The following is a 26,107-nucleotide window of genomic DNA, read 5'->3' as shown; positions in this document are numbered from 1 at the left end:
CCATCCTGCTTTTCCACGCTGTCCGCCGGTGGATGAATGCCGCATTCCGTCGTCGAGAAGCTCGAACGATAACAATCCAAGGAGACGCTCATGCCATTCACACTCACCCGGGGTGTCGTCGGCCTGCCCCTGCTCGCCATCGCACTCGGCTTGCCTGCCGCTCACGCCGCCGACGAAGTCCAGAACACCTCGACCACCACCGCCTCGCCGGTGCCCTCGACGCTTCAGCCCGTCAGTCAGGAACAGCTCGACCGCGCGGCCACCGCGACGGCCGACTGGCTCCACTCGAACGGTTCCTACGCGCAGACGCGTTACTACCAGGGCACGCAAATCAACCGGACCAACGTAGCGAAGCTCAAACCCGCGTTCATCTTCCAGACCGCCGTCAACGAGTCGATGGAAACGGCGCCGATCGTCTCGAATGGCGTGATGTTCATCACCACGTCGTTCAATCACGTGTACGCGGTCGATGCGGCGACGGGCAAGGAGTTCTGGCATTACAAGCACAAGATGGGGCCGGTGACGACGTTTTGCTGCGGGCCTAACAATCGCGGCGTGGCGATCTCGGGCGACCGCCTTTTCATGGGCACGCTCGACTCGAAACTCGTCGCGCTCGACGCGAAGACCGGCAAGGTGCTGTGGCAAACCGAGATCGCCGATCCCGATCAGGGCTACTCGGAAACAATGGCGCCCGCGGTCGTCGACGGCAAGGTGCTGATCGGCACGAACGGCGGGGAGTACGGCATTCGCGGCTTCGTCAAGGCGTTCGATGCGAATTCCGGCCAGTTGCTGTGGACCTTCTACACGATTCCGGAAACCGGCCAGGAAGGCGTGTGGGCCACCAAGGACGCGACCGGGCGCGACGAGAAGCGCGACATCGACGCGGAGAAGCAGCAGCTCGCCGCGAAGGGCGGCGACTTCTACAAGACGCTCGGCGGCGGCGTGTGGATGACGCCCGCCATCGACCGGCAAACGAAAACGGTGTTCTTCGTCGTGGGCAATCCGTCGCCGGACCTGTATGGCGCGATCAGGCCGGGCGACAATCTCTATACCGACTCGCTCGTCGCGATCGATCTCGACACCGGCAAATACAAATGGCACTACCAGTACGTGCCGCACGACGTGTGGGACCTCGACGCGGTCAGCCCACCGATCCTGATCGACGTGCGCGACAACGACGGCAAAATGATTCCGGGCGTCGTGCATGCCGGCAAGACCGGCCACGTGTACGTTCACGACCGCGCCACCGGACGTCTGATCCGCTATTCGCAAGCGATGATCCCGCAAGAAAACATGTGGACGCTGCCCACGGCAGCCGGCGCGCGCATGCTGCCGGGTGCGAACGGCGGGGTCGAGTGGTCGCCGATCGCCTTCGATCCGAAAACGCGGTTCGTCTATGCGGCCAATCTGCATCAGCCGATGACGTATCAGGTCGAGGAGGCGGCTTATCCGGGCGGCAGCAAGCTGTGGCTCGGCGGCGCGTTCAAGGTGATTGCGAACGAGCAGCAATGGGGCAAGCTGTCCGCGGTGAACGTCGACACGGGCAAGGTCGCGTGGGACTACAAGACCGAACAGCCGCTGATCGGCGGCGTGCTCGCGACGGCGGGCGGCCTCGTCTTCAACGGCGAAGGCAACGGGCTGTTCCGCGCGTTCGACTCCGCCACCGGCAAGAAGCTCTGGGAGTTTCAGTGCGGCGCCGGCGTCAATGCACCCGCCGTGTCGTACTCGGTGCATGGCAAGCAGTACGTCGCGGTCGCGGCGGGCGGCAATACGCAGATCGATTTCAAGCGCGGCAACACGGTGCTTGTCTTCGCGCTGCCATGACGGGGCCGATGCTGCGTTCAAGGTGCCATGCGACACGCCGTGCGTGGGCGGCATTGCTATGCGGCTGGTTCGCCGCCTGGCTGCCGCTGAACGCACGTGCCGATGCCGAAGCGGGCAAGGCGAAAGCGCAGGTGTGCGTGGCCTGTCATGGACCGATGGGTAACTCGACCACGCCGGACTATCCGATTCTCGCCGGACAAACCGCACGCTATATTTATCTGCAACTGCGGGACTTCAAGGAAGGGCGGCGCAGCGACCCGCGCATGTCGCCGATGGCGGCCAATCTGTCGCGCGAGGACATGCAGGACCTCGCCGACTACTTCGCCGCGCAAAAGCTAGTGACCGTGCCGTTCAAATCGGATAGCGCCAGCATCGAAGCGGGCCGCAAGAAGTCCGCGGAAGTGTTGTGCACGATGTGTCATCTCGGCGGCTTTGCCGGACAGAACGAGATTCCGCGCGTGTCCGGTCAGCTGTATCCGTACATCGTCAAGCAATTGCAGGATTTCCGCGCGCACACGCGGACCAACGATGCGGGCAACATGGCCAGCGTGTCGCGCAATCTGAGCGACGAGGACATCCGCAATCTGGCCGCGTATGTGAACAATCTCCAATAGCACGAAACCGACACCATGAAAAAGACGCTCACCCGCTTCATCGCGACCGCGATGCTGCTTGCCGCCGCGTTCGGCGCGTGCCTGCCCGCGAGAGCGCAAGGCGATGGCGAAACCAACCGGCAACTGCTCGCCGCCGCCAAGGACGACGACCAGCAGTCGCTTCTCGCGGCGCTTCAGCGCGGCGCCGCCGTGGATGCGATGAACCGCATCGGCGATACGGCGTTGATCACCGCTTGCAAGCAAGGCGATACGGCCATGGCGCGCACGCTGATCGAGCACGGCGCGAACGTCGGGCACGCGAGCGCGCCCGGCGTCACGCCGTTAATGGCCGCGGCCTATGGCGGTTTCGATGAAATCGTCGCGCTGCTGCTCGCGCATGGCGCGGACCTGTTCACGACGGATCGCGTCGGCAAGACCGCGATGGAGTACGCGGCCGGGCAGGGACAAACGAAAGTGGTGAGCCGCTTGCTCGATGCCGGGGTCGACGTGAATCGCCTCTACAAGAACGATCTCACGGCGCTGATGTGGGCCGCGGGATACGATCGCGCGGAGACCGTTCAATTGCTGCTCGCGCGCGGCGCGAACCCGGCGCTGAAGGACAATCGCGGCATGACGGCGAAGGATATCGCGGTGCAGACGAAGTCGGCGAGAGCGAGCGGCGTGCTGTCCGCCGGCTAGTCGCGAACATGTGCGCACGCCTGGCAGCGCACAGCATCGGCAGATGCCTGCCTGTTACTCCGAATCGGCCAGAAGCCACCTCTGCGCGAGCATCGCCGGCAGTGCTTCGAACGAATCGATCAATGCGTCGCAGCGCAATGCATGCGCACCGCTCTCGCCCGCATAGCCATAGCTGACGATGAACACAGGCAAAGCGGCCGCGCGTGCCGCAGCGACATCGACCGGCGAATCACCAACTACCACGCAATGTGCCGGCTCGCTGTCGAGCAGCCGGCAGGCGTGCCAGTAAGGCTGCGGCGAAGGCTTCATGGTCGCCAGCGTGTCGCCCGCGACCAGTAGATCCAGATACCGGGCGAGGCCGGTGCGCGTCAGCAGCGCTGCCGCCAGTGCCTGTGGCTTGTTGGTCACGCAGGCGCAGCGATAGCCGCTTTCGCGCAATGCGCGCAGGCCCGCCACGACGCCGGGAAAGACCCGGCCGAACTGTCCGTTCGTATCGGCATAGTGCCGTTCGAATACCCGCAGCGCCCCTTCGATGTCGCACCGCTCGCTCATGCCCGCCGCTTCCAGCGAACGCCGTACGAGGTTCGCCACACCATTGCCGATGAATCCGGTCACCGTGTCCAACGGCAAGGGCGCTGCGTCGAGATCCTCCAGCATGCGGCCAACGGCGGCGGCAATGTCCGGCGCGGTGTCGACCATCGTGCCGTCCAGATCGATCAGCACGGCCGGGCACGAGGCGCCTGTCATGGCGAACTCGCCGCAAATGCGCGCGCGCCCGGCGCCGCGAACCAAGCCGGTCCGGCGTGCGGCAGCGTACTCCGATGCCAGCGCCGTAGCGTTGCCAGGTCGACCCAGCGATGCGGTTCGCCGGGCATAGGCTGAACGAGCGGCATCTGCGGATCACCGAGGTGCGGCAGAACGGCCAGTGCGCCATCGAAGCTGTCCTGCGCCGTGTAGCCGGTCGGTGTGACGATGGTTGGAATACCCGCCGCGCGGGCCGCGAGCAGACCGTTGCCGGAGTCCTCGAAGGCGAGACACGCGCTCGCGGGCAGATCGAGTTGTTCGAGCACGTGATGATAGACGTCGGGCGCGGGCTTCTTCGCGTGCGTGGTGTCGGCGTCGCCGATCGCCGCGAAGCGCGTGCGCCAGGCCGTGCCGAAGTGGACCTGCAACAGGGCGTCGAGATTCGCGGGCGTGGTGGTCGTCGCGATGGCGAGTCGAATGTCGTGCGCCTGCGCCTCGTCGATCAGACGCGCAATGCCGGGGCGCAGCGGCAGGCCGCCGCGTATGCGCCCGGTGTAACGGCGTGTCTTGAGCGCGTGGAGCGCCTCGACGGTCTCCCATGCTTTCGCGCCATCCGCTTCCTCGCGTTCGAGCGTGCGCCAGTAATGCAGCAGCCGTTCTTTGCCGCCCGCCACCTTGAGAAGGCGCGTGTAGAGCGGCTCGTCCCAGAACCAGTCGAGCCCGGCCTCCGCAAAAGCCGCATTGAAGGCCTGCAGATGAGCAGTCTCGGTGTCGGCAAGCGTGCCGTCGACGTCGAAAATAAGGGCTTGCATCGTCCGGTCCTCGTCATGGTGGTTGCCGTTCAGACACGCACCACGATAGCGGAGCCACGGGCCGATTCAAATTCAGAGATTCTTTCGCGTTAGATAAGCGACGCTTTGGTGTCGACGCGGCGGCGCGCAGCTCAGGCGCCGCGCTAAGGCTTCGGCTTGGGCGTGGTGACGAAGCCCATCTTCGTCAAACCGCCCGCCTGAACGGCCGACATCACATCGGCGACCCGTTCATAGGGCACCTTGCGGTCGGCGCGCAAATGCAGTTCCGGTTGCGGCGTCGCGTGCGCGGCCTCGGCGATCCGCGCGCGCAAGCCGTCTTCGGTGACGGCATGACCGTCCCACAGGATCGCGCCGTCCGCATCCACCGCGACGTCGATGTGCGCGGCTTTGACCACTTCGGGCTGGCTGCTTGCGTGCGGCAGATCGATCCTCACCGCATGCTGCATCGCCGGAATGGTGACGAGAAAAATGATCAGCAGGACCAGCATGACGTCCACCAGCGGCGTCATGTTGATCTCGTTCATGAGGCCTTGATCGTCATCGTCGGAGAAGGGGTTCATTGCCATCTGAAGTCTCCGTCGCGGGGCGGGTTGTTGTCACGCGGCACCGCGTGCATCTGCGCGCCGACGCTCGAGCGCAATTGCGAGCCGGTCACGAAGTACGCGTGCAGGCCGTGCGCGAAACGTTTCAGGCGCGCCACGATGGTGCGGTTGGCGCGATTCAGGCCGTTGTAGCCGAGCACGGCGGGGATCGCCACGAAGAGCCCGAACGCCGTCATGATCAGCGATTCGCCGACCGGTCCCGCCACGTGTTCGATCGAGGTCTGGCCGGTTTCGCCGATCACGATCAGCGCGTGATAGATGCCCCACACGGTGCCGAAAAGCCCGACGAAGGGCGCCGTGCTGCCGATCGACGCGAGGACCGCGAGGCCGCTCTGCAAGCGCGCAACCGTCTCGTCCATCGTGTCCTGAAGACGCCGCGTGATCCAGTCGGAGACGTCGATACGGTCCTGCAGATGCTGTTGCGTCTGGCGATGGTGTGTCGCCGCTTCGTGGCCCGAGAGAGCGAGCGCCAGCAACGGATTCCCGGACGACGCCGGCCCGGGGTGGCCGAGACTGCTCAAGCCGTCCTCGAAGCGGTCCGCGTTCCAGAACCGCGCGTCGTTCTGCCCGGTCACGCGCCTGAGCCGCAGCACCTGCCAGAGCTTGACGATGATCACCGTCCACGACAGCACCGACATGATCACCAGCACGCTCAGAATGCAGCGTGTGACGACATCGCCGCTTTGCCAGACATTCGCGAGTCCGTAATGTTGCATGGCTGTTTTCCTTTGTCCTGTGATCGGGTGGGGCAGTCAATCAGTGAGCCGGTGAATCGTTGAGTCGGTCATTCGGTGAGTCCGAAGACGAACGATTGCGAGTACGCCGCGCGAACCGCGGCGCCGTTTTCTCTATACGGCTGGCAGACGCTCGCATGGACCGCGGCGAGTGCGGCCTCGTCGAGCCGCGGATAGCCGCTGCTCTTTTGCAGCTGCGTCGTCTCGATGCGGCCGGAGAGCCCCACGACGAATCGCACGATCGCGGTGCCGTTCTCGCCACGCCGCATTGAACTGTCGGGATAGTCGGGCTTCGGGATGGCGCAATCGATATGCGCGACGTTTCTTGGCGTGGCCGACTCCGCGAGTGTGGGCGCGGTGGCGGGCGCGCTCTCGTTTGCGGGCGCTGTCGCGGGCAAGGGTGTCGGCACAGCGGGGGCCGGCTGGGCGGTGGCGGACGGCGCGGCGTTTTCGGTTGGCGTGAGCGGCGCACGAGGCGCGACAGGCGCGGGCGTTGCCGTTGCGCTGCGTGAGGCGCGCGATCGCGCTTGCGGCTGCACCTGCGGCTGCACCTTCGGCGAGGGTTTGGCACGCACCGCAGGGCGCGCGGGAGACGGCGTCGCCGGCGGTGCCGCAGCAGCCGGTGCGGCAGGCGGCACAGGCTCAGCCTGTGGACTCAATAGCATGGCGGTGATCGTTACCGGTTCGATCGGCCGCTCGACCATTCTGTCGTGCGTCGACACCGCCAGATACAGCAACAGCACATGCGCGCCGATCACGACACCCAGCACGATCACCCCGCGACGAAATCGCATCGCGGGGATCGTGGGTTTTGCCGGGTTCGCCATGACAACTTGCAGCATCGCTCGCGGCCAGACAAGGATTTCTTCGTTCGCGCAAATCGCAGCGTGCGTGCGCGTCGGCACGGCTCGAACCCCAGGCCACCTCCACGTTCATTGTCCTCCCGCACTTGGGGTTTTAGAACCGGCGCCCGTCGCCGCGCGTCAATTCGGGAAATTCTCCCGTCCGATGCGCGTTGTCAAACAATCGCCCGGTGGGATACTTTGAATGGATGACGCGAGCTTTCGCGGCGCAGCGATCTCACCATGGAGCACAACAATGCTGGAGACACGGATTCCCACCCGAACACCTCGCCGTTGCGTCGCGCTGGCCGTCGTGTGCATGCTGGCCATGAGCGCCGCGCATGCAGCGGCGCCGCTTGCCTATGTGACGAGCGAGAAGGCCGGCGTCGGCGTGATCGACCTCGACCAGATGACGCTGGCCAAAACGTTTCCGGTGGGCGCGGACGGGCCGCGCGGCCTGAGCCTGAACGCGGACGGCTCGCGTCTGATGGTGGCCAACAAGAACACCGGCGATCTGTCGGTGATCGACACGGCGTCGGGCAAGGTCGTCAGGCGCGTGAAGATCGGCAAGAATCCGGAGTATGTGCGGGTCCACAACGGCTATGTCTATGTGACGTACGAGCCCGGCGAGTCGGGCGGGCCGCCGCCGGCGCAGGCCGCGGCCAAACCTGATGGCCCGCCGCCCGGCAAGGCCGGCAAGCCCGGCGCGGACGACGATGACGACAAGCTTCCTGCCGAAATCGCGATCGTCGATATGAAAACGTGGCGCGTGATCCGCTCGGTGACGAGCGGTCACGAAACCGAAGGCATCGAATTCTCGCGCGACGGCCAGGCGATGCTCGTCACCAATGAAGGCGACGACACCGTATCGGTCTATCACGTGCGCACGGGCGCGCCGGTGAAGACCGTGAAGCTGGCGGCGGGCGGCCGCCCGCGCGGCATCCGTCTGTCGCCCGACGGCAAGCACTATGTGGTCACGCTGGAGTCGCTCAGCAAGTTCGTCGTGATCGACGCGCACAGTTTCGAAGTGCTTAAGACCGTCGACACCAAACTGGGACCATACGGCGTGGCGTTCGGCCCGGACGGCCAGCGGCTTTTCGTGGCCGCCTCGCGCGACAAGGCGGTGCAGGTTTTCGACGGCCACACTTACGAACACGTCGCCGACGTGCCGGTCGGACAGCGCTGCTGGCACTTCAGCTTTACGCCCGACGGCTCGAAACTGATGGTCGCGTGCGGACGCTCCGATGCGGTCTATGTGCTCGATGCGAAGAGCTATCAGCCGATCAAGCAGATCGGCGAGTTGCCGCTCGCCTGGGGCATCGTCACGTATCCGCATAGCGACGGCTCGATCGAGTCGCACTGAGCGATCCGCTCGTGCGCGGTGTCATTTCCGCGCTCCTTTTTCCAGGCATAGCGCAGGCCCACCCGCAAACCCCGCCGCGGCGCACCCGCCCCGACGAATTGCTCGTTGACCGGGTGCCGGGGCGCCCGCCGCGGTGCTCGCGCGTTCTGTCGGGGTGCGTTGAAAGCCGCGCATACGAGGCCTTCAAACTGCGCGGGAGCTTTTCCCGATCTGTCAGGCAAACGCGCCGAAAAGGCTCGCAAAAGTCCGCTGCGCACGAGCGCGCTGGGTAGAATGCAGACGTCATGTCAAGCGAACCGACCCACCCATCCTCCGCCGGCAGCCCGTCGCCAGTCTCGACAATCTGGCGCGATCTCGCATGGGTGCTCGCCGTGACCGCGCTCGCCGGCATCTTGGCCGCCGAATTCGATCTCAGCGAACGGGCCTACCGGTTCACCCGTGGCATGGAGCGCTTCCAGCTCGACGAATTGCCGACCACGTTGTGCGTCCTCTCCATCGGCCTCGCGTGGTTTGCGTGGCGGCGCTACCGAGATGCGCGCCGCGAACTGAACCGCCGCCGCGCGCTGGAAGAACAGGCCGAACGGCTGCTCGCCGACAACCGGCGGCTCGCCAGTCAGGCGCTGCAGGCACAGGAGTTCGAGCGCCGTTATCTGGCGCGCGAACTGCACGATGAACTGGGCCAGTACCTGAACGCGATCGCACTCGACGCCGCACGTATCCGCGATCTGTCCAGCGGCCAGGACAACACGCAAAGCCGCGCACAACCCCCCGCATCCCCCCGCGCCCACGACCCGGAGATCCATCGCATCGCGCTCGGTCTGATCCAGAGCGCGAGCCACGTGTACCGGCAGATCGGCGACATGATCCGCCGCCTGCGGCCCATCGGTCTGGACGAGTTCGGCTTGCCGAGCGCGCTTGAACATTGCATCGACGGCTGGCGCGAGCGGCTGCCCGATGCCTCGTTTTCTCTGACGGTCGAAGGGGATTACAGCGGCCTGAGCGACGCGTTGACCATCACGCTCTACCGCCTCGTGCAGGAGGGGCTGACGAACGTGTCGAAATTCGCGCGCGGTTCACGCGTGGAGGTGTTCATGGTGCGCGCGCCACGAGAGACGCACAGCGCGGACGGGACCAACCCGCTGACCGACGAGATCGTCGTGACCATGGCCGATGACGGCCCCGGTACGGACCTCACGAAGCCGCGCGCCGGCCTCGGGCTGATCGGCATGCGCGAGCGCGTCGAAGCGCTCGGCGGCGAATTCCACGTGGCAAGCGAGCCGCAAGGCGGCTTTCTGTTTTGCGCGCGCGTGCCCGCTCATGCCGGGCTGGCCGAACCCGTGAACTGAAGTCCGAGCCGGCTCGCCATCTGCGCAAGCTGCACGCCGTTGTCGGCGCCGAACTTCTGCCGGATCACGGATTGATGATTGGCCACCGTCTTCTGGCTCAGCCCCAGCTTCTCGGCGATGCTCGGCAGCGTATAGCCCTGCACGAGCAGACGCAGCACCTCGAACTCGCGCGCCGACAACTGACGCCCGGGCGGCCCTTCGCTGAAGGCGGTGCGCATCGCGAGCGCCTGCGAGATATCCGGGCTCAGATAGCTCGTGCGCCGCGCGATGGCGCGCACCGCTTCCACCAGCACATCGGGCGCGCTGGCTTTCGTCACGTAGCCGAGCGCGCCGGCATCGAGCGCGCGGCGCACGAAGATCGACTCTTCATGCACGCTGAAGATCAGCACGCGCGCATCCGGCTCACGCGCGAGCATGCGCCGCATCGCCTCGACGCCGCTCGCGCCGGGCAGCGACACGTCCATCACGACCACGTCGGGCTGCAATGCGCAAAAGCGCTGGTAAGCCTGGGCGGCGTCGGCGGCCTCGCCGCACACCTGCACGTCGGAGTTCAGTTCGAGCAGACGCCGATAGCCTTCGCGCACGACCGCATGGTCGTCGACGAGCAGGACGGAGATGGTTCCCGCAGTCATGGTTTTGCTCCGCTGCCGCTGCCGCCGCTGACGTCGGGCTCGCGGGCGGCGCTCGCGAGCTTGCGCGAATTGGCATCGTTACGGAACAGGATCGGTTGCTCGCGTGGCGCGGCGGTTCCTGCAGAAGCGCAAGCCGACGCCGAGGCCGCGCGTTGCACGACCTTCACCACGGTCTCGTGAAACGGCGACTTGTCGCACACGGGATCGGCGTTGGCCGCGTCGCCGGTGAGCATATAGGCCTGGCAGCGGCAGCCACCGAGGTCGCGTTCCTTTTCTTCGCAACTGCGGCACGGCTCCTTGAGCCACTTCAAGCCGCGGAATCGGTTGAACGCATCGCTTTCGTACCAGATGTCACGCAACGGCGTGTCTTTCACGTTCGGCAGCACGAGGCCGGGCAGCCCGCGCGCCGCGTGACAGGGCAGTGCCGCGCCGTCCGGCGCGACGCCGAGAAAGACCGCGCCCCAGCCGTTCATGCAGCGTTTGGGGCGGTTCTCGAAGTAGTCGGGCACGACGAAGAAAATCTTGCAGCGCTCGCCATGCGTGCGGCGATAGCGCGCGACCACCGCCTCGGCTTCGTCGAGCTGCTCGCGCGTCGGCATCAACTGCGCCTCGTTCGCATGTGCCCAGCCGTAGTACTGCGTGTTCGCGAGCTCCAGGTATTCGGCGCCCATCGCCAGCGCCATCTCGATGATCTTGTCGACGTGCGGCAGGTTATAGCGATGCAGCACGCAGTTGAGCACCATCGGAAAGCCATGCTGTTTGATCGACGTGGCGACGCGCTGCTTCAGATCGAAGGTGCGTGTGCTGCTCAGGAAGTCGTTCAACTGCTGCGTCGAATCCTGAAATGACAACTGGATGTGGTCGAGCCCGGCCGCCTTTAGATCGTCGAGCCGTTTGTCGGTGAGGCCGACACCCGAGGTGATCAGATTCGTGTAGAAGCCGAGTCTGTGCGCTTCCTCCACCAGCACTTCGACGTCGTCGCGCACCAGCGGCTCGCCCCCGGAAAAGCCGAGCTGCACCGCGCCGAGCGCGCGCGCGTCGCGCAGCACGTCGATCCATTGCGCGGTGCTGAGTTCGCGGCTGTGGTCCGTATAGTCGAGCGGGTTGTAGCAGAACGCGCAGTGCAGCGGACAGCGATAGGTCAGCTCCGCGAGCAGCCAGAGCGGCGGCGGCACGGCGTCGGGGTTGTCGGGCTGTATCCCGACGACGGGTTGAGCAACCGGTTGCGACAGATCGGTCATCGCGCTACTCCAGCCAGCCGCGCGTATGCGCGTCGGCAATGAAGGCCCGCACTTCGGCGCCGAGCCCGGTGGTGTTGAACGCCTGCTCCAGTTCGGCGATCAGCGCGGCCATGTCCCGGGTGCCGTCGCAGCGCTTGAGGATTTCCCCGGCGCTTTGATTGAGCTTCACCATGCCCTCGGGATAGAGCAGCACGTGCGCGTTCTGCGCGGGTTCCCACTGCAGGCGGAATGGCCTGGCGATCGTCAGCGGAAGGGCGGCTTCGGTAGCGTCGCCGGCGCGTGCGGGGTCGTTCATGGCGTTCATTGTGGGAAGGCCTTTTCGATCGAGTCGAGCATGGTCCACAGAATGTCGAGCTTGAACTGCAGGATGTCGAGCGCCCGTTCCTGCTGATCGCGCCGCGTGAAATGCGTGAGCGTGACTTCGAGCCCGTGTTCGACATCGCGCTGCGCGAGCGAAATGCGCGAGCGGAAATACGCGAGGCCCTCGGGCTCGATCCACGGATAGTGTTCCGGCCAGCTCGCGAGCCGGTCGCGATGAACCTGCGGCGCGAACATCTCCGTGAGCGACGAGCAGACCGATTCCTGCCACGGCGCACGGCGCGCGAAATTCACGTAGGCGTCGACGGCAAAGCGCACGCCGGGCGTCACGTGTTCGAGCGACCAGAGTTCGTCACGCGACAGGCCCACGGCATCCGCGAGACGCGCCCAGGTTTCGATGCCGCCCTCCGCGCCGTCATAGCCGTCGTGATCGAGAATGCGCAATACCCAGCGGCGGCGCGTCTCGCGATCCGGACAGTTCGAGAGCACCGCCGCGTCCTTCAGCGGAATGTTGATCTGATAGTAGAAGCGGTTCGCGACCCAGCCGCGAATCTGCTCGCGCGAGCAGCCGCCGCTATTCATCTTCACGTTGAACGGGTGGTGAATGTGATAGGCCGCGCCTTTCGCGCGCAATTGCGCCTCGAATTCCTCGCGGCTCCACGCGGGCGCGTCGACGCCCGAGGTCCGCTGCGTACCCGTACTTGCACTCGCGTCGCGCATCGGCGGCGTCTCATGAGTATCTTTCGCGTTCATGCCATCTCCGTGTTTTTATCGATTACAGCCGCGCCTCGTCAGTGCTCCTTCATACATTCATGCTTCAAAGTTCGAACGCCATGCCGTCGTAAGCGACCTCGATGCCGTGCTCGGCGAGCACGCGCCGCTCGCGGCCGTCCTCGACCAGAATCGGGTTGGTGTTGTTGATATGGATGAGCACCTTGCGGACCTTGCGCCCATTGCCCAGCGGGTCCGCCTCGAGCGAATCCAGTGTGTCGATCATGCCGCCCGCGCCGGTCTGCGGCAGATGCCCCATGTCGGCGGCCGTCTTCTTTGACAGGCCGAGGCGGATCATTTCGTCGCCCGTCCACAGCGTGCCGTCCACCAGCAGCAGGTCCGCCTCGCGCATCGCGGCGAGCACGTGGTCTTCGATCGCGCCGAGTCCCGGCGCGTAGAACACGCGCTTGCCCGATTCCAGATTGGTCAGCATGAGCCCGATGTTGTCGCCCCGCTCGGGCGCGTCGCGATGCGGCGAGTAGGGCGGCGCCTTGCTCGACAGCGGCAGCGCGTCGATGCGCACGCCCTTCAACGCGTCGACGGCGAGCGGCGCGCCGTCGAGCGCAATGCGCCGATGCTCGACGCCGCAATAGTGCGAGAGGATCGGCGCGACCGGAAAGCCGGAGCGCAGGTCTTGCCACACGGCGTCGGTCGCGTAGAGCGGCAGCGGCGTGTCGCGCTCGCGCAGCATCAGCAGGCCGGTGACATGGTCGATCTGCGCGTCGATCACGAGCACGGCGGCAATGCCGCTGTCGCGCGCGCGGCGAGCGGGCTGAAGCTCGGGGTGCGCGGCGATCTGCGCGAGCAGATCGGGCGACGCATTGACGAGCATCCAGTCCTCGCCGTTCGCGCTCACCGCAATCGACGACTGCGTGCGGCGCGTGGCCTTCAGCGTGCCGCGGCGCAAGCCGTCGCAATTGCGGCAGTTGCAGTTCCACTGCGGAAAACCGCCCCCCGCCGATGAGCCGAGCACCTTGATTTTCATGCGACGTGGCGCAGGCTGCGCCCCTCCTGAACAGTTGGGATGAACATCGCGGCGAGCGTCTGCGCGACGCGTTCGTGAAGCGCCGGATCGCTCCCCAGATGACCCGCGTTGACACACTCGACCTGCGCGGCGGGAACTGCGCGCGCGAGGCGCCGCAGATTCGTCGCGGGACAGACCGGGTCGCGCGAGCCGTGCACGGCGGCGAGCGGCACACCGGCCGACGCGGCGTGCCGTGCGAGCGACAGCAAGCGCGTTTCGCCGAGCCAGCAGCGATGCGCGAGATAGTGGCTCTGAATCCGGTATTTGCCGATCAGCTTGCGGGCGAGCCGTAGCGAGTGCCGCGTGCGAGGCTGCATTGCGCGGCGCGTGGCGGCGCTCGCCAGCACCTCGTTTTCATAGCCGCGCCATGCGAGCGCGAGCGCGCGTTGCCGCGTTCCATTCGCACCGTATTGCAGGCCGGCGCCGCAGCGGGCCGCCAGATCCACAGGCCGCTCGCACCCGGCCGCCGTCCACAACCGGGACCACGCGCGCGGCGCGCGTCGGCGGGACGTGACGAACAGCGCGCGAACTTCGCGTGCGGAAGTGAGAAAGAGGCCGCGCAGCACTACGCCCGTGACCGACTGCGGACGCTGCCCGGCATACGCGAGCGCGAGCGCCGCGCCCCACGATCCACCGAGCAGGCCCCAGCGTTCGAAGCCGAGCCGCTCGCGGATCGCTTCGAGATCGTCGATCAGATAATCGGTGCGGTTGTGGCGCACGCTGCCATGCGGCGTCGATGCGCCGGTGCCGCGCTGATCGATCAGCACGACGCGAAAACGGTTCAGATCGAAGAGCCGCAGGGAACCCGGCTGACTGCCGCTGCCGGGGCCGCCATGCAATACCGCGATCGGCACGCCGTCGGCCGCGCCGGCCACCGCGAACCACACGCGATGACTGTCGCGCGTGCGCAGCGTACCGGTTTCGAGCGACGGCGACGCTTGCCGCGCGGCGGGCTCCCTGCGGCGTATCGTCATGGCAGCATCCTCGCGAGCAGGTTGTCGCGATCGATCCATTGATGCTTGAGCGCACCCGCCACGTGCACCACGATCAAAGCGATCAGCACATAGGCCGTGGCTTTGTGAATGCCGAAGAAAAGCTCACGCAGGTGCGGGTCTTCCCAGCCCCACTTCGGCAGCGGGAGGCCCCAGAAGCGCGTCCCGAAACGGTTGAACGACGAGCCGAGATAGCCGGCCAGCGGCATCACGATCATGCCGACGTATAAAAGACCCTGCGTAATGCGCGCGGCGGCGCGTTGCCACGCTCGCATCGGCGGCAGAGGCGGCCGGTTGAAGGCCGCCAGCGCCACGATGCGCAGAAGCACCAGCAGGAAAACAGTCAGCCCGAGCGACTTGTGCAGGTTGATCAACGTCGCTTTGACCGGCAAACCCTTCGGCAATCCGACCATATAGAAGCCGACTGCCAGCAGGCCGAGGATGCCGAGCGCGATCAGCCAATGCAGCGCGATCATCTCGCCCGCATAGCGCGGCCCGCGAGCGCCGGCGTCGATGCCGGGAGCTGGCTTCGCATCTGGCGATTGCGCTGTCCTCATGCCTGTCTCCATCTTTGTCTGGCTGTTTCTTGCCAACGCCGTTTCAGTCCGAGCGGGGCTCGCGCGGCCTGGCCGGTCAGCCGGCGATCAGTATTTCCCCTCTCCCGTCGACCGCCAGGTCACCTGTGTAGCGAGCCGGCAGGTGCTCGGCGCGCCACTGCGAAAACGGCGCGATTTCGTTGGCGAGACTGCGCACGAGCAATGACCAGAATACGTCGAAACCGCCGCCGCCGCCGGTGAATGTCACCGGCAGATGCGCGGGGCGCTGCGCGAGCAGCAGTGTGCCGCGCCTCATCCCATAGGCATAATGCGGGCCCAGGCGGCCCGCCACGCCCACCGTCCCTGCGACCAGCCGCGAGAGCGCGAATTCGCCCGCGTCGCCGCCGACCAGCACGAGGCCGCGGCGCATCCGGTCGGCGAGGCGCGCGCCTGCGTTGCCGTGAATCGTCAGGGTGCCGCCGCTCATGCCTTCCATGTCGCCCGGCAGCGCGCCGGCGATGAAATCGCCGGCGTCGCCGTCGACCGTCAACCGGCCGCCACGCATCTCGCAGCCGGTGAAATGCCCGACGTCGCCGTCGATCTCCAGCACCCCGCCTGTCATTCGGAAACCGCTGTAGTCGCCGGCCGCACCGTGCACGGCGAGGCGGCCGCCGTCCATCTGCGCGCCGAGCCGGTCGAGCCACGCGGCGGCGTCTTCGATGATCAACGCGGCCGTGTCGTCGGCCGTCTCATCGCGCGACACCTGGAACACGTCGCCGACCGCGCAGCACTCGTTGCCGGACGGCAGCACGATGCGCTCGATGTCGGCCACGCTTAGCGCCGCCAGCGCCGTGGGCCGCAGCGCGGCGGCGTCGACGCGAAAACCGGGTGCGCACGTCAGGCGCAAAGTCGTCGTGCTCATGCGCGGCCTCCGTCGAGACCCGCCGCCAGCGCATGCAGATGAAAGTGGTACGGCCCGAGCTTGCCGCCGTAATTGCCCGCCGAAATGCGCAGCACGCCGCGCGCCCGACCCAACGCCGAGGCCGCGGCGATGCCGGCCGTCATCGCCGCGCCGACATCGGCATCGGTGAGGCCGTCGATCACGATCTCCAGCACACAGCCCACCTCCGCGCTGAGTTCGCTGTGCCCCGACAGGCCGATCAGGCTCGGACAGAATGCGTCGTTGGTCGAGGCGCTCGCGCCTTTGTAGCGCGAACCGATCTTCGAGCCCGAGCGCACGATGCCGCCGGGAAACGGCATGATCACGTTCGGCAGCCGGCGCATCGCCGCGACGGCGGCTTCGGCGGCGGCGAGCGCCGCGTCGGTGTCGCGGGCGAGAAACAGCAGGTTGCCGCCGCCGACCGCCTTGACGGTCGCCGCCGTATCCTCGCAGACGAACTCGCCGTCCATCACCGGCACGCGCCAGTAACGGGTGTCGCCGATCATCTTCGAAATCTGCCAGCCGTCGCCGAAAAAACGCAGGCCGCTGCCGAGCGCCGCGCGATCCGACAGCGGCGCGCGGCTCACGGCCGGGTCGATGCCGCCGAACACGGCGGTCGTGGGGCAGGTGAGCACGGACTGTCCGACGCGCCGCCCGATCTGCTTCGCCAGTTCCTTCGACGACACCGCGAACAGCAGCACCGAGACGCCGGGCCGGCCGTCCGGCGTCTCGCCGGGCGAGAGCGCGCGCTCGACGCCCGCCTCGCAACCGCAGCCGATCACCGACGTCGCGAAGCCCGTCAGCGAGTTCGCCGCGTGCATCGCCCAGACGGGCGTATGCGCGGTGATGATGAGCCGGGTCGCCTTCATCGGAAAGGCCTCCGCGAAGGTGGCGTCGATCGCGGTGCCGTTGATCTCGAGAGTGGCCGGGGCGTTCATTGGGGGCGCGTGGATTGCCTTGATGGGTTTGCGTCGATCAATCAGTTAGCCAGACAGTCGACGGGCAACAGACGCCCGCCGCGGCAGCAGAGGCAGACTTCGTCATCGCTGATCGCCGCATGCGCGAAGTTGCTCGCGAGGTTCGCGTCGCTATAGGCGCGCAGTCTTTTCTCGATGCCGCGGTCGAATTCCGGCGCGACGAAATGAATGCCGCCGGTCGGCGTCGCGACGAGCGTGCCGTCGCGCGCGACCAGCTCGCCGTCCTTGAACACATACGCGGGCGACGTGAACATCCGCTCGCGGTCCGGCTCGTCGCGGTAGACGGCGATGTCCGCCGCCGCGCCCGCACCCAGATGGCCACGGTCGCGCAGACCCAACAGCCGCGCGGGACCGGCGCGCGTGATGATCGCGATTTCGTAGAGCGAGAACTCGCGCTTCAGCTCCGGCAATGCGCTCGCCACCGGCGCGTCGGGATGCAGCTTCGCAAGCTGCTCGTCGCGAAAGGACTTGTCCATTAGCAGGCGAATCAGATGCGGATAACTCGTGAACGGGCCGCCGTTCGGATGATCGGTGGTCATCGCGACGCGCCAGGGGTCGTCGACCAGCAGGAAAATCTCGAGGCCGATGATCCACTGCAACGCGTTCACGTAGCTTTGCTCGCGATAACGGAACGGCACCACGCCGCAACCCGCATCGCATTCGATGTCGCCGGCCACCCACTTGTGCGGCCGCGCGAGCGGTGTGTTGCGGAACTGCATCATCGTGTCACCCGAGGCCGTGACGGTCTGTCCAAAGATGATCTGGCCGACGTCGATCGATACGTTCGGCCGCGCGTTCACTGCATCGGCGATCCGCCGCGCGCCCGACGAAAACTTTTGCGGTCCTTCCACACCGTAGCTGTGAAACTGGATGTGCGTCAGATGGATCGGCAGGCCATCGGCGGCGTCCATGGTCGCGATCGTCGAATCGAGATTGCCGGGCACGCCGAGATTGCTCGCATGCACATGCAGCGGATGCGGCACGCGCAATTCGGTCAGCGCGCGCGACAGCGTGTGCAGCACCTCGCGCGGCGTGATGCCGTAATGCACGTGCGGTTCGTCGACGTCGAGCGAACGCTGGTTGAACTTGAACGCGGAGATACCGCCCGGGTTGACCACTTTCACACCGAGCGCCTTGCTAGCATGAATCGTCCAGCCGACGTAATCGCGCAGGCGCTCGAAGTCGTCGCGCGCCGCGAGCATCTGCAGGAACAGTTCGTCGTTGCCGAGCATCACGTAGGCGCCGTGATCGATGATCGGCGTGTCGCCCATTTCGAGGTGCGTGTGGCGCGCGTTGGACGGCATCATCGCCGGTTCGAACGCGGCCGTGTAGCCCATTTCGGCGTAGCGGTAGCCGGTGGCGAGCGTGCCAGGCGTGCAGACGCCGCACGACGGCAGACGTAGATAGCGGCCCGCATCGTCCTGCACCGATTCGTAAGCGGCGTCGCGCAGTGGATCGGCGCGATGGTCTTCTGGCAGCAGTAGCCGCGACAGATTGGTCTTGCCGCCGCCGATATGCGAATGCAGGTCGATGCCGCCCGCCATCACGATCATGCCGGTGGCGTCGTATTCACGATCGGCCGGCGTGTTCGCCGGTACGTCGACGATGCGTCCGTCGCGGAAACTCAGGTCGCGGCGCTCGCCGTTCACGCCGTTGGCCGGGTCGAAGATCGTGCCGCCTTTCAGCCGGACCAGCGTCATGGGTGCTCCTGCGCGGTGTGCTGTGCATCGGGGCGCGTGGTCCGCTGCGCCGTCAACCGCCCGGTCAACTGAGCGGCAAGCGACGCCACAGTGTCCAGCGCGGCGCCACGCGCGGCGGCAAGCGGCAGCACGACCGAACTGTCGACGCGAAACAGATGACCGGTGCTGTCGATGCCCGGCGTCGCGACCGGAATGAACACGGTGTTCGCGCCGCGCGCCTTCGTTGCTGCTGCGAGCGCCGGATGACCGAGCACGATCAGCGCAATGGCAGGATCGAGCGAGGCCGGCCATGCCTGCGGTGTGAAGCTCGCGACCCACAGCAGCGCATCCACTTCGCCGTCGGCGAGCAGCCGGGCGGTGCGATAGCGGTACGGATCGTGGTCGAGCGGCGCGGTGCCGGCGAGGCGCGCGGGCGTCGACACGCGCGTGCGCAGCGGCATGCCGGAGAGCCACGTCACCGTCTGGTTGACCGTCAACGCGCCGTCGTCGCCGCCGAGCGCAAGGCAGGCCGCACGCGTCGTGCGGTTCGCCGCCTTGACGATCCGGTTCAGAGCTTCGATGAGCAGGGCCGCATGCGGGCCGGGCAAGGCGGCCGGTTCGTAGATGAGCACTGTGTAGCGCGCTGCGGCGATGCGCGTCTGCAGTGCGGCGAGCGTCGCCGCAGCGCCGGGGTCGACGTTGCTGCTGTCGTTGTGCAGCGCCTCGGGGGCGCGTCCCTCAGCAAGCGCGGACCAGAGGGCGAGCGTGTCGTAGGGATCGGCGTGCGGCAGCAGCGTTTGCGCGCGCGCATGAGTGAGGCCGGCCGCCGCCGGGTCCACCGCGCTGCCGACGAAGATCAGCTCACGCTCGGTCTCCATGCCCATCAGCGTGCGCGTGAAAAACCGCGGATAACGCCGCGATGGCTGACATCCGAAGAACACCAGCAAGTCGGCCCGCGAGCGCACTTCGGAGAGCGTCGTGAAGAACGAACCACGGTCCTGCAACGCGAGCGTCGCGGCGCTCAGCGCGTCGCCGTGCAGATGGTCGAGCATCGCGCCGCATCCGGCTGCGAGTGTGTAGAGCGCACGAGCCCCGGCGACGTCGGTGGCGAGTCCGCCGAATAGCGGACGCCGCGCGTCCGCCAGAATCTGCGCGGCACGCGCCAATGCGCTATCGCGATCCGCCTCGTTGCCGTCCACGACCGCGCCGCCCTGCATGTGCGCCGCACCGAACTGCGCGAGCGCCTGCGACAGCCGCGGGCATTCGGTGTCCGGCACCGTGAGCGTGCCGTCAGCGTGCGAACCCACGACGAGGTCGTCGCAGAGCAATGGGCAGAACGGGCAGGTCCAGTCGCGGGTGATCGCCGGTGCGCCGGCGGCGCCCGATGCGCTCGTGCGGGAAGTCGATGGATCGGTGGGCGAAAGGTGCATGGCGCACTTTTAGCAAGCTCCATGCCGACCGATGCAGCGGTGCGCCGGCGCGGTCATATCACGGCTGACATGCACTGTTGTGTTGCTTTATGCACGGCGGGATTCGAACGAGCGACGCGTATCGGCTGGCAACGTCCGATCAACAGCCAGTCTCGATGCAATCAACATGGTTCAGCGCGTCTGCGCCGTACAGGTTGTGTGCGCGGCTGGAGCAGAGTGTCACGCGCAGCCCGTCTGGCTTGCCATTAGCTTGTCGTTCGTTTACATGCAGAGCCTGCGCGCCGCGTGGCATGGAAATTGTATGGCAAGCCTACAGCGATTCGAGTTGCGCGGCGTTGATCTGCCCGTCGTGCAACGCGGAGGCGACGAGCCACGCCGTTGCACCGGTGCCGGCCGCGGCGTCGATATCGGCGCGATAGCGGATGCCGCCCGCGCCGATCACCGTGGTGTGCGACGCGGCGCTGGCGCGGATGCGTTCGAAGGTGTCGAGGTCGGGGCCGGCGTAACTGCCGACCTGATCGAGTGTCATCGCAATCACACGCGAGGGCCACCAAGCCGACGAAGGGTCGAGCGCCGTGACCGAGAGCAGGCGGCCCGCCCGATGATCGAGCGAGAGGATCGGCGCTAGGCCGGCGGCTTGCGCCGCGGGTAGTGCGTGGACATCACGCAGCGTCTCCGTGCCGAACACGGGCACGAGAGTCGCGAGCGATGGGGGGTGAGCAGCATGGCCGTCGCGTTGGCCGATGGCGTCGATGTGGTCGAACAGCGCGCGCATCGACGCATAGTCCGCATAGCCCGCGTCGAGCCAGAGCTCGACACCGGGCAGCGCGGCACGCAACGCGGCGAGTTCGGCGGCATGCGCGCCTTGTTGCAGGATCGCGCCGAGGTCGGCGATATACAGCGTGCGTGCGCCACTCGCGGCGAGCAGCGCGCGGGCGAGGGGAAGCGGCTCGCTGGCGGCGGCGAGGCGGGACTGGATGGGCCGATAGGCTGTCCGCTCGCCGCGCACGGCTCGCACCACATGGCCGTCGAGCAGATCGAGAACCGGTATCACCTGCATAGGGGCGCGTTCCTTTGACCAAGATCTTTGTCTACGAGTATCTCACCGGCGGGGGCATCGATCCCGCACTGGCCGGAGCAGGCAGTCTCGCCGACCTGAGCGCGCTGATCGTCGAAGGACGCGTAATGCGCGACGCACTGGTCGCCGATCTGCGCGAACTCGACGGCGTGCAGGTCACCTTCGCGACCTCGCGTTTCGAAACGCCCGAGCCGGGGCAGCGTCATTGTATGGCCGCGCCCGGCGAATCGATGACGGCCTTCGTCGCGCGCGCCGCGCGCGAACACGACTACGCGTGGATCATCGCGCCCGAATGCGACGGCTTGCTGCTGCGCTTTTACGATGCGGTCGGCGCGGCCCGCTGGCTTGGCTGCGCAAAGGAGGCGATCCGCGTGGCGTCGAGCAAGAGCGCGACTGCGGCGTGTCTCGCCGCGCACGGCATTGCCGCGACGCGCGCGCTTGAACCCGGGCAAGCGGGAGAACAGGCGCAAGGCCGTTGGGTCGTGAAACCGGACGACGGCGCGGGCGGCCTCGATACCTTCGTCTTCGACCGCTTCGCCGATGCCTGCGCCGAGTACGACGCGCGCGCGGCTGCGGCGCGCAACCCGGTGCTGCAGGAATGGGTCGACGGCGAGCCGCTGAGCTTGTCGCTGATCTGCCGCGACCGGCATGCCGAAGTCGTCAGCATCAACCGGCAGCAGATTGGGTTGAGCGCCGGTGGCAGGTCTTCCCGGCAACCGCAGATCGTCGAATTCGACGGCGTGCTGGTCGATCAGTTCGATCGGTTCAGCGACGAGGGCCGCACGCTGAGCGCGCTCGCGCTGCGCGTCGCGATGGCGCTGCCGGGCTTGCGTGGTTTCGTCGGCATCGACGTGGTGTGGCATCCGCAGCGCGGACCGGTCGTAATCGAGGTGAATCCGCGTCTCACGGTGGCTTACGCGGGGCTCGCGGCGACACGCGGCGGCAAGCTCGCGCGCGCATTGCTGGAGGCGCATGGGGTGCCCATCGAGCGATGCGCTGCAACGTGCGCGGGTCCGTCGCGGCCGACCCTCGGGGCGCAGCCTTGAGCGCCGCGCATCCCGCCGGTGCGGGGCCGGACGCCACGGCGTTCGGCTGGGACGTCGGCGGCGCGCATGTGAAGGTGTCGATGGCCGATCGCAGCGGCGCTGTGCTCGATGTCGCGCAATGGGCCTGCCCGCTGTGGCAGGGACTCGACCATCTGGAGCGCACCGTCGAACTCGTGTTCGAGCGCTGGCCGCAGGCTCGCGCGGCCGATGCGCGGCACGCGGTGACCATGACCGGCGAGATGGTCGACCTGTTCGCGGACCGCGCCGAAGGCGTGCGCGCGATCGTCGCCACGCTCGCTCACCGGCTCGGTGCGCGGCTCAGGTTCTACGGCGGCGATGCCGGCTGGCTCGCCGCCGACGCTTGCGCGGCCAACTGGCGCCACGTCGCGTCGGCAAACTGGCTCGCGACCGCGCGCTGGGTCGCCACTGGCGTGCCGAACGCGGTGCTCGTCGATATCGGCAGCACGACCACCGACATCATTCCGATCGTCGGCGGCCGCGTCGTCGCGCGCGCCGCGACCGACGCCGGCCGGCTCGCCACCGGCGAACTCGTGTACCAGGGGGTCGTGCGCACGCCGTTGTGCGGCATCGCGCATCGCATCGACTTTGGCGGCGTCACGGTCAACGTGATGAACGAATGGTTCGCGACCAGCGCCGACATCTACCGGCTGACCGGCGAGCTGAACCCGCTGCACGACGTGCATCCGAGCGCCGACCAGGGACCCAAGACGCAGGTCGCGAGTAGCGCGCGGCTCGCCCGCATGATCGGGCGCGACGCGCATGAAGCCGACGCGATCGAGTGGCGCCGCTTCGCGCAGCGCTGGCGCGCGCTGCAGTTGCGCGAAATCGGCATGAACCTCGCGCGGGTGGCCGCGGCGCGTCCCGGATTGAGCACAGCGCCGCTGGTGGGCGCGGGCTGCGGCCGCTTCCTTGTCGCCGCGCTGGCGCGAGAGGAGGCGCGCGGCTATGTCGACTTCGGCACGCTGGCGGGCGTGCCGGACAGTTGCGCGCCGTGGGCGGCGACCTGCGCGCCGAGCGTGGCGGTCGCGCTGCTCGCGCTCGGCGAACACCACGCCGGTGAGCAAGGCGCGCGCCGCGTGGCGTGAGATGAAAACGGCAGCGCGCAGCGCCGTCCAACGATAGGACGCGCAAGCAGCCGCGCGCGCCCATGAACGAGGTTGGCAGCATGACGGAACAGACGGGCACTCAACCGGAAGCGAGGACAACAGTCATGTGGGTGGTCAAGATCGGAGGCAGTCTCAGTCACGAGCCGACGCTGCGCCACTGGCTCGCCGAGCTATGCGAGATCGGGGGCGGGCGCGTCGTCATCGTGCCGGGCGGCGGCGATTTCGCGGACAAGGTGCGGCAATACCAGAACGAGTGGCGCTTCGACGACCTCGCCGCGCACAACATGTCGCTGCTCGCGATGACCCAGTACGCGCTGCTGATGAAGGGCGTGTTCCCCGAACTCGTGCTGGCGTCGAGCGAGGCCAAGATTCGCCGCACATTGCGCGACGGGCACGTCGCGGTATGGGTGCCGACCGCGCTGATGCGCGACACGCCCGATGCGATGAGCAACTGGGACACGACCTCGGACAGCCTCGCGGCCTGGCTGTCGACGATGCTCAACGCGGAGCGGCTGATCGTGGTGAAGTCCTGTCCGATCGCCGCCGACGACGCGCTCGAAACGCTGGCCGCGACGGGGGTGGTCGATCGCCGTTTTGTCGACTACGTGAAGGATGCGAACTATGTGGTCGAACTGTTCGACAAGAACAGCGTGGCGTTGATGCGTGACCGGCTGCTTAACAGCCCGGTCACGTGATGGATGGACTTACCCGTTCTATCGGCTCGATTGATTCCATGGGCCGTTCTTGTCGTTTCACCCATGCTTCGCAGGGCGAAGAGAACGCCAGGAGCGCCAGGCTCACCGGCGCCCCACGCGTTCGTTATTGCCGCGCCGCGTTCGCCTCGCCTTGCGCCGATGCGCCGCCTACACCCCGCTCGCCGGGCCGATGCAAGGCGCTGGCCCATTGCGCGACGCGCTGCGGATCGAGCCGCGAGCGCCGCCCGTCCGCGCATAACGCGGTGCGAAAGCCCGCCACGTCGGGCGCGAGCGCCCGAATCTGCGCCAGTTGCGCCCACCCGAGCGCACCGGCGATGCCGCCCATCGCGCCGCGCGCGCGCGTGAGCCGCAGCCAGCGCGCGAGCGTATCGACATCTACGTGATCGAACAGCGTGCTGCCGTCCTTGGCGGCGGTATCGAACATCACGCCGACAAAGCCGAGCGAGGCCGTGTGCGTGACCACATCGTCGTCCATGCCGCCGTCGCACAGGAGCACGGGCACCACCGCCGCCGGCAGATTTGCCAGTTGCTCGATGCAGCGCCGCGCGGACGGTCCACGCGCCACGCCGACCTTCACATAGTCGACGCCCGCATCGCTGACTTCGATCACACGCGAGGCGATCTCGTCGAACGCGTCGGCGGCCACGTCGCCGATCGTCGCGCTGATCGGCTTGACCGGGTAGCGCGCGCGCAGTTGCCGGGCGATGTTCGTAATCTCACCGATCGCGAGACCGCCGAGCGCGCCCGCATTCGGCTCCTTCAGGTCGATCAGTTCGGCGCCGGCGCGAGCGGCGTCGAATGCTTCGTCATCCGAGCGGACGCTCGCAAGCAATGCGGTCATCGGTGATCTCCGGAAAAACTAGTGGTGAACGGCAGCGGTGGCGGTGTGGCCGCCGGACGATTCGAGGCTCGCACGATGCCGCGCGACGGCGGCGACGAGCCAGCCCCATGCCGTGCGCTCGTTGTCGCCGGCGGTTTTGTCGATCGCGATCTGCAGGTAGGCCATCTCGCGATCGACCTTGTCGGCGGGCAGCATGAAGAGCCGGCTCACGAGAATCGCGCCTTCGACCACTGCCGATTGCGCGCGGTTGAAGCCGGCGAAAGGCGCGTGATTTTCGCGGTACACGCATTTCATGCGCAGCACCGGGCGTTCGGCATCGTCGCGCAATTCGTCGAGTTCGAGTTCGGCGTGCGCGAGCGATTCGGCGAGCCGCACACTGGCGACGCAGCTTGCGGCCAGCGTGGGCCAGTCGGTCATGCAATGCGTGACGCAGCCTGCAAAGACCCGCACGTCGGTGGTGAAATTCAGAACTGCCGCCCGCGACGCCACGATATTGTCGAGCGTGGTGGACGGGCGAAAAGGGGAAAGGATGACATGGTCACCCTCATAGCGCGCGCCCATCGGGGCGATGTGAGGACGGCCATCGCACGCTGCCGTGGTGACGATCGTTTCGTGGATCATGAGTGAGAACGCGTGTCCTGACAGCGCCGAAAGGCCGGCCGGTTAGCTAACGACAATGACGGACCACAGAGGGGCCGCGGCAAGCGGCCCTTCTGAGGGTTTAACGCGTAGCGACATACATCACGATTTCAAAACCGAGACGCACATCGGTGTAGCTCGGAGTGGTCCATTGCATACGTGCTTCCTCCATGGATTGAAACAGCGTTGCGCCGCCGGCCCGGCCTGGTGGCGGACTTCGGCGGCATCCGGCATTACGCAAGCTTTATGCCTATGCGTGCTGCCGAGGGATGCGCCGGCGCGCGTCGGGACCGCAATACAGCGTCTGCCGAATTACACCGGCGCCACGGCCACACAGCCTGCCCCGCAGGGCTGCCGCGCGGTGTGGCGAAAACGAAGCAAAGTGTTCCATTGCAATCGGGTGACGCTAATTGCGATGTCACGTGATTCCTCGCATCGTCTCCAACACATTCTGCACCGAAACCTCGAACGCTGCCGGCAATCCGCTTGGCAATATGCAATCGATAACGGATCGGTTAAGTCTGCCAAATAAAATCGTGAATTCCCCTTAGCGTCGTCCGT

The 26,107-nt window shown here is 66.9% G+C and carries 28 protein-coding genes; 8 read left to right on the top strand and 20 right to left on the bottom strand.

Annotated elements, in window-relative coordinates:
- Nucleotides 1–90: 90 nt before the first annotated feature.
- From HV770_RS16625 to HV770_RS16615, 3 genes are read left to right on the top strand one after another with little or no spacing between them, the layout of a single operon-like run.
- Entirely contained in the window at nt 91–1,824 is a 1,734-nt protein-coding gene (locus HV770_RS16625; RefSeq protein WP_175161262.1) for a pyrroloquinoline quinone-dependent dehydrogenase, read from the top strand.
- Nucleotides 1,821–2,438, top strand: coding sequence for a c-type cytochrome (locus HV770_RS16620; protein WP_175161260.1), 618 nt, complete (start codon nt 1,821–1,823; stop codon nt 2,436–2,438). Before HV770_RS16625 ends, HV770_RS16620 begins: the two co-directional genes overlap by 4 nt.
- Before the next feature lie 15 nt (nt 2,439–2,453).
- On the top strand, nt 2,454–3,116 hold the full coding sequence (locus tag HV770_RS16615; protein ID WP_175161258.1) for an ankyrin repeat domain-containing protein: 663 nt from the start codon (nt 2,454–2,456) through the stop codon (nt 3,114–3,116).
- A 54-nt stretch (nt 3,117–3,170) separates the two neighbouring features.
- Here the strand turns inward: HV770_RS16615 and gph are convergent, their stop codons facing one another.
- The 5 genes from gph to HV770_RS16590 form a co-directional block, all read right to left on the bottom strand.
- Entirely contained in the window at nt 3,171–3,863 is a 693-nt protein-coding gene (gene gph / locus HV770_RS16610; RefSeq protein WP_175161255.1) for a phosphoglycolate phosphatase, read from the bottom strand.
- On the bottom strand, nt 3,860–4,672 hold the full coding sequence (locus HV770_RS16605; RefSeq protein ID WP_175161253.1) for an HAD family hydrolase: 813 nt from the start codon (nt 4,670–4,672) through the stop codon (nt 3,860–3,862). The genes gph and HV770_RS16605 overlap by 4 nt, the downstream gene beginning before the upstream one ends.
- A 143-nt stretch (nt 4,673–4,815) precedes the next feature.
- Nucleotides 4,816–5,238, bottom strand: a complete 423-nt coding sequence (locus HV770_RS16600; RefSeq protein ID WP_175161251.1) for an ExbD/TolR family protein — start codon at nt 5,236–5,238, stop codon at nt 4,816–4,818.
- Nucleotides 5,229–5,990: a MotA/TolQ/ExbB proton channel family protein gene (locus tag HV770_RS16595; RefSeq protein ID WP_175161249.1), complete on the bottom strand. Its 762-nt coding sequence runs from the start codon at nt 5,988–5,990 to the stop codon at nt 5,229–5,231. The genes HV770_RS16600 and HV770_RS16595 overlap by 10 nt, the downstream gene beginning before the upstream one ends.
- 68 nt (nt 5,991–6,058) lie before the next feature.
- Entirely contained in the window at nt 6,059–6,802 is a 744-nt protein-coding gene (locus tag HV770_RS16590) for an energy transducer TonB (RefSeq protein WP_246290949.1), read from the bottom strand.
- Nucleotides 6,803–7,106: 304 nt separating this feature from the next.
- Between HV770_RS16590 and HV770_RS16585 the strand changes: the two genes are divergently transcribed.
- Both HV770_RS16585 and HV770_RS16580 read left to right on the top strand, forming a co-directional pair.
- On the top strand, nt 7,107–8,213 hold the full coding sequence (locus tag HV770_RS16585) for a YVTN family beta-propeller repeat protein (RefSeq protein ID WP_175161245.1): 1,107 nt from the start codon (nt 7,107–7,109) through the stop codon (nt 8,211–8,213).
- Between the two features lie 284 nt (nt 8,214–8,497).
- Nucleotides 8,498–9,559, top strand: coding sequence for an ATP-binding protein (locus HV770_RS16580; RefSeq protein WP_175161243.1), 1,062 nt, complete (start codon nt 8,498–8,500; stop codon nt 9,557–9,559).
- On the opposite strand, the gene HV770_RS16575 is transcribed toward HV770_RS16580, so the two are convergent.
- From HV770_RS16575 to HV770_RS16520, 12 genes are all read right to left on the bottom strand, one after another.
- Entirely contained in the window at nt 9,529–10,191 is a 663-nt protein-coding gene (locus HV770_RS16575) for a response regulator (RefSeq protein WP_175161242.1), read from the bottom strand. The two genes, HV770_RS16580 and HV770_RS16575, sit on opposite strands and share 31 nt — an antisense overlap.
- On the bottom strand, nt 10,188–11,432 hold the full coding sequence (gene pqqE / locus HV770_RS16570; RefSeq protein WP_175161240.1) for a pyrroloquinoline quinone biosynthesis protein PqqE: 1,245 nt from the start codon (nt 11,430–11,432) through the stop codon (nt 10,188–10,190). Before pqqE ends, HV770_RS16575 begins: the two co-directional genes overlap by 4 nt.
- Before the next feature lie 4 nt (nt 11,433–11,436).
- A complete protein-coding gene (pqqD, locus tag HV770_RS16565; RefSeq protein ID WP_175161602.1) occupies nt 11,437–11,727 on the bottom strand; it encodes a pyrroloquinoline quinone biosynthesis peptide chaperone PqqD in 291 nt (96 codons plus the stop codon).
- A 5-nt stretch (nt 11,728–11,732) separates the two neighbouring features.
- On the bottom strand, nt 11,733–12,503 hold the full coding sequence (pqqC, locus tag HV770_RS16560) for a pyrroloquinoline-quinone synthase PqqC (RefSeq protein WP_175161238.1): 771 nt from the start codon (nt 12,501–12,503) through the stop codon (nt 11,733–11,735).
- Between the two features lie 64 nt (nt 12,504–12,567).
- Nucleotides 12,568–13,506, bottom strand: coding sequence for a pyrroloquinoline quinone biosynthesis protein PqqB (pqqB, locus tag HV770_RS16555; RefSeq protein WP_175161236.1), 939 nt, complete (start codon nt 13,504–13,506; stop codon nt 12,568–12,570).
- Entirely contained in the window at nt 13,503–14,519 is a 1,017-nt protein-coding gene (locus HV770_RS16550; RefSeq protein WP_175161233.1) for an alpha/beta fold hydrolase, read from the bottom strand. The genes pqqB and HV770_RS16550 overlap by 4 nt, the downstream gene beginning before the upstream one ends.
- The gene (locus HV770_RS16545; protein WP_175161231.1) at nt 14,516–15,094 is read right to left on the bottom strand and encodes a cytochrome b; all 579 of its coding nucleotides are present in this window, start codon (nt 15,092–15,094) and stop codon (nt 14,516–14,518) included. The genes HV770_RS16550 and HV770_RS16545 overlap by 4 nt, the downstream gene beginning before the upstream one ends.
- Nucleotides 15,095–15,170: 76 nt before the next feature.
- Complete coding sequence (locus HV770_RS16540; RefSeq protein ID WP_175161229.1) at nt 15,171–15,995, bottom strand: formylmethanofuran dehydrogenase subunit C; 825 nt, start codon at nt 15,993–15,995, stop codon at nt 15,171–15,173.
- Complete coding sequence (gene fhcD / locus HV770_RS16535; RefSeq protein ID WP_175161227.1) at nt 15,992–16,951, bottom strand: formylmethanofuran--tetrahydromethanopterin N-formyltransferase; 960 nt, start codon at nt 16,949–16,951, stop codon at nt 15,992–15,994. Before fhcD ends, HV770_RS16540 begins: the two co-directional genes overlap by 4 nt.
- Before the next feature lie 41 nt (nt 16,952–16,992).
- Nucleotides 16,993–18,690: a formylmethanofuran dehydrogenase subunit A gene (locus tag HV770_RS16530; RefSeq protein ID WP_175161225.1), complete on the bottom strand. Its 1,698-nt coding sequence runs from the start codon at nt 18,688–18,690 to the stop codon at nt 16,993–16,995.
- Complete coding sequence (locus HV770_RS16525) at nt 18,687–20,099, bottom strand: molybdopterin-binding domain-containing protein (RefSeq protein ID WP_175161222.1); 1,413 nt, start codon at nt 20,097–20,099, stop codon at nt 18,687–18,689. Before HV770_RS16525 ends, HV770_RS16530 begins: the two co-directional genes overlap by 4 nt.
- A gap of 310 nt (nt 20,100–20,409) precedes the next feature.
- Nucleotides 20,410–21,159 (bottom strand): HisA/HisF-related TIM barrel protein, encoded by a 750-nt coding sequence (locus HV770_RS16520; RefSeq protein ID WP_175161220.1) that lies wholly within the window; start codon nt 21,157–21,159, stop codon nt 20,410–20,412.
- 14 nt (nt 21,160–21,173) lie between these two features.
- Between HV770_RS16520 and HV770_RS16515 the strand changes: the two genes are divergently transcribed.
- From HV770_RS16515 to HV770_RS16505, 3 genes are all read left to right on the top strand, one after another.
- Complete coding sequence (locus tag HV770_RS16515; RefSeq protein ID WP_175161219.1) at nt 21,174–22,223, top strand: ATP-grasp domain-containing protein; 1,050 nt, start codon at nt 21,174–21,176, stop codon at nt 22,221–22,223.
- Nucleotides 22,220–23,329, top strand: coding sequence for a hydantoinase/oxoprolinase family protein (locus tag HV770_RS16510; RefSeq protein WP_246290948.1), 1,110 nt, complete (start codon nt 22,220–22,222; stop codon nt 23,327–23,329). The genes HV770_RS16515 and HV770_RS16510 overlap by 4 nt, the downstream gene beginning before the upstream one ends.
- Before the next feature lie 125 nt (nt 23,330–23,454).
- Entirely contained in the window at nt 23,455–24,045 is a 591-nt protein-coding gene (locus HV770_RS16505; protein WP_175161600.1) for an amino acid kinase family protein, read from the top strand.
- A gap of 124 nt (nt 24,046–24,169) precedes the next feature.
- Here HV770_RS16505 and HV770_RS16500 read toward each other — a convergent pair whose 3' ends face one another.
- The 3 genes from HV770_RS16500 to pqqA form a co-directional block, all read right to left on the bottom strand.
- A complete protein-coding gene (locus HV770_RS16500; RefSeq protein ID WP_175161215.1) occupies nt 24,170–24,907 on the bottom strand; it encodes a (5-formylfuran-3-yl)methyl phosphate synthase in 738 nt (245 codons plus the stop codon).
- An 18-nt stretch (nt 24,908–24,925) separates the two neighbouring features.
- Nucleotides 24,926–25,528, bottom strand: coding sequence for a DUF447 domain-containing protein (locus HV770_RS16495; protein WP_175161213.1), 603 nt, complete (start codon nt 25,526–25,528; stop codon nt 24,926–24,928).
- Nucleotides 25,529–25,628: 100 nt separating this feature from the next.
- Nucleotides 25,629–25,703, bottom strand: a complete 75-nt coding sequence (gene pqqA / locus HV770_RS16490; protein ID WP_113062024.1) for a pyrroloquinoline quinone precursor peptide PqqA — start codon at nt 25,701–25,703, stop codon at nt 25,629–25,631.
- Nucleotides 25,704–26,107: the final 404 nt, after the last annotated feature.

It is taken from the genome of Paraburkholderia fynbosensis, assembly GCF_902859935.1.
GTDB classification, from domain to species: Bacteria; Pseudomonadota; Gammaproteobacteria; order Burkholderiales; family Burkholderiaceae; genus Paraburkholderia; species Paraburkholderia fynbosensis.
Note: the sequence above shows the minus strand (reverse complement) of the source record. Positions and strands in the feature narration are given on the sequence as shown.

Coding starts and splice junctions, on each gene's coding strand:
- HV770_RS16625 (WP_175161262.1), top strand. CDS start 91: ATGCCATTCACACTCACCCGGGGTGTCGTCGGCCTGCCCCTGCTCGCC.
- HV770_RS16620 (WP_175161260.1), top strand. CDS start 1,821: ATGACGGGGCCGATGCTGCGTTCAAGGTGCCATGCGACACGCCGTGCG.
- HV770_RS16615 (WP_175161258.1), top strand. CDS start 2,454: ATGAAAAAGACGCTCACCCGCTTCATCGCGACCGCGATGCTGCTTGCC.
- gph (WP_175161255.1), bottom strand. CDS start 3,863: ATGACAGGCGCCTCGTGCCCGGCCGTGCTGATCGATCTGGACGGCACG.
- HV770_RS16605 (WP_175161253.1), bottom strand. CDS start 4,672: ATGCAAGCCCTTATTTTCGACGTCGACGGCACGCTTGCCGACACCGAG.
- HV770_RS16600 (WP_175161251.1), bottom strand. CDS start 5,238: ATGGCAATGAACCCCTTCTCCGACGATGACGATCAAGGCCTCATGAAC.
- HV770_RS16595 (WP_175161249.1), bottom strand. CDS start 5,990: ATGCAACATTACGGACTCGCGAATGTCTGGCAAAGCGGCGATGTCGTC.
- HV770_RS16590 (WP_246290949.1), bottom strand. CDS start 6,802: ATGCGATTTCGTCGCGGGGTGATCGTGCTGGGTGTCGTGATCGGCGCG.
- HV770_RS16585 (WP_175161245.1), top strand. CDS start 7,107: ATGCTGGAGACACGGATTCCCACCCGAACACCTCGCCGTTGCGTCGCG.
- HV770_RS16580 (WP_175161243.1), top strand. CDS start 8,498: ATGTCAAGCGAACCGACCCACCCATCCTCCGCCGGCAGCCCGTCGCCA.
- HV770_RS16575 (WP_175161242.1), bottom strand. CDS start 10,191: ATGACTGCGGGAACCATCTCCGTCCTGCTCGTCGACGACCATGCGGTC.
- pqqE (WP_175161240.1), bottom strand. CDS start 11,432: ATGACCGATCTGTCGCAACCGGTTGCTCAACCCGTCGTCGGGATACAG.
- pqqD (WP_175161602.1), bottom strand. CDS start 11,727: ATGAACGACCCCGCACGCGCCGGCGACGCTACCGAAGCCGCCCTTCCG.
- pqqC (WP_175161238.1), bottom strand. CDS start 12,503: ATGAACGCGAAAGATACTCATGAGACGCCGCCGATGCGCGACGCGAGT.
- pqqB (WP_175161236.1), bottom strand. CDS start 13,506: ATGAAAATCAAGGTGCTCGGCTCATCGGCGGGGGGCGGTTTTCCGCAG.
- HV770_RS16550 (WP_175161233.1), bottom strand. CDS start 14,519: ATGACGATACGCCGCAGGGAGCCCGCCGCGCGGCAAGCGTCGCCGTCG.
- HV770_RS16545 (WP_175161231.1), bottom strand. CDS start 15,094: ATGAGGACAGCGCAATCGCCAGATGCGAAGCCAGCTCCCGGCATCGAC.
- HV770_RS16540 (WP_175161229.1), bottom strand. CDS start 15,995: ATGAGCACGACGACTTTGCGCCTGACGTGCGCACCCGGTTTTCGCGTC.
- fhcD (WP_175161227.1), bottom strand. CDS start 16,951: ATGAACGCCCCGGCCACTCTCGAGATCAACGGCACCGCGATCGACGCC.
- HV770_RS16530 (WP_175161225.1), bottom strand. CDS start 18,690: ATGACGCTGGTCCGGCTGAAAGGCGGCACGATCTTCGACCCGGCCAAC.
- HV770_RS16525 (WP_175161222.1), bottom strand. CDS start 20,099: ATGCACCTTTCGCCCACCGATCCATCGACTTCCCGCACGAGCGCATCG.
- HV770_RS16520 (WP_175161220.1), bottom strand. CDS start 21,159: ATGCAGGTGATACCGGTTCTCGATCTGCTCGACGGCCATGTGGTGCGA.
- HV770_RS16505 (WP_175161600.1), top strand. CDS start 23,455: ATGTGGGTGGTCAAGATCGGAGGCAGTCTCAGTCACGAGCCGACGCTG.
- HV770_RS16500 (WP_175161215.1), bottom strand. CDS start 24,907: ATGACCGCATTGCTTGCGAGCGTCCGCTCGGATGACGAAGCATTCGAC.
- HV770_RS16495 (WP_175161213.1), bottom strand. CDS start 25,528: ATGATCCACGAAACGATCGTCACCACGGCAGCGTGCGATGGCCGTCCT.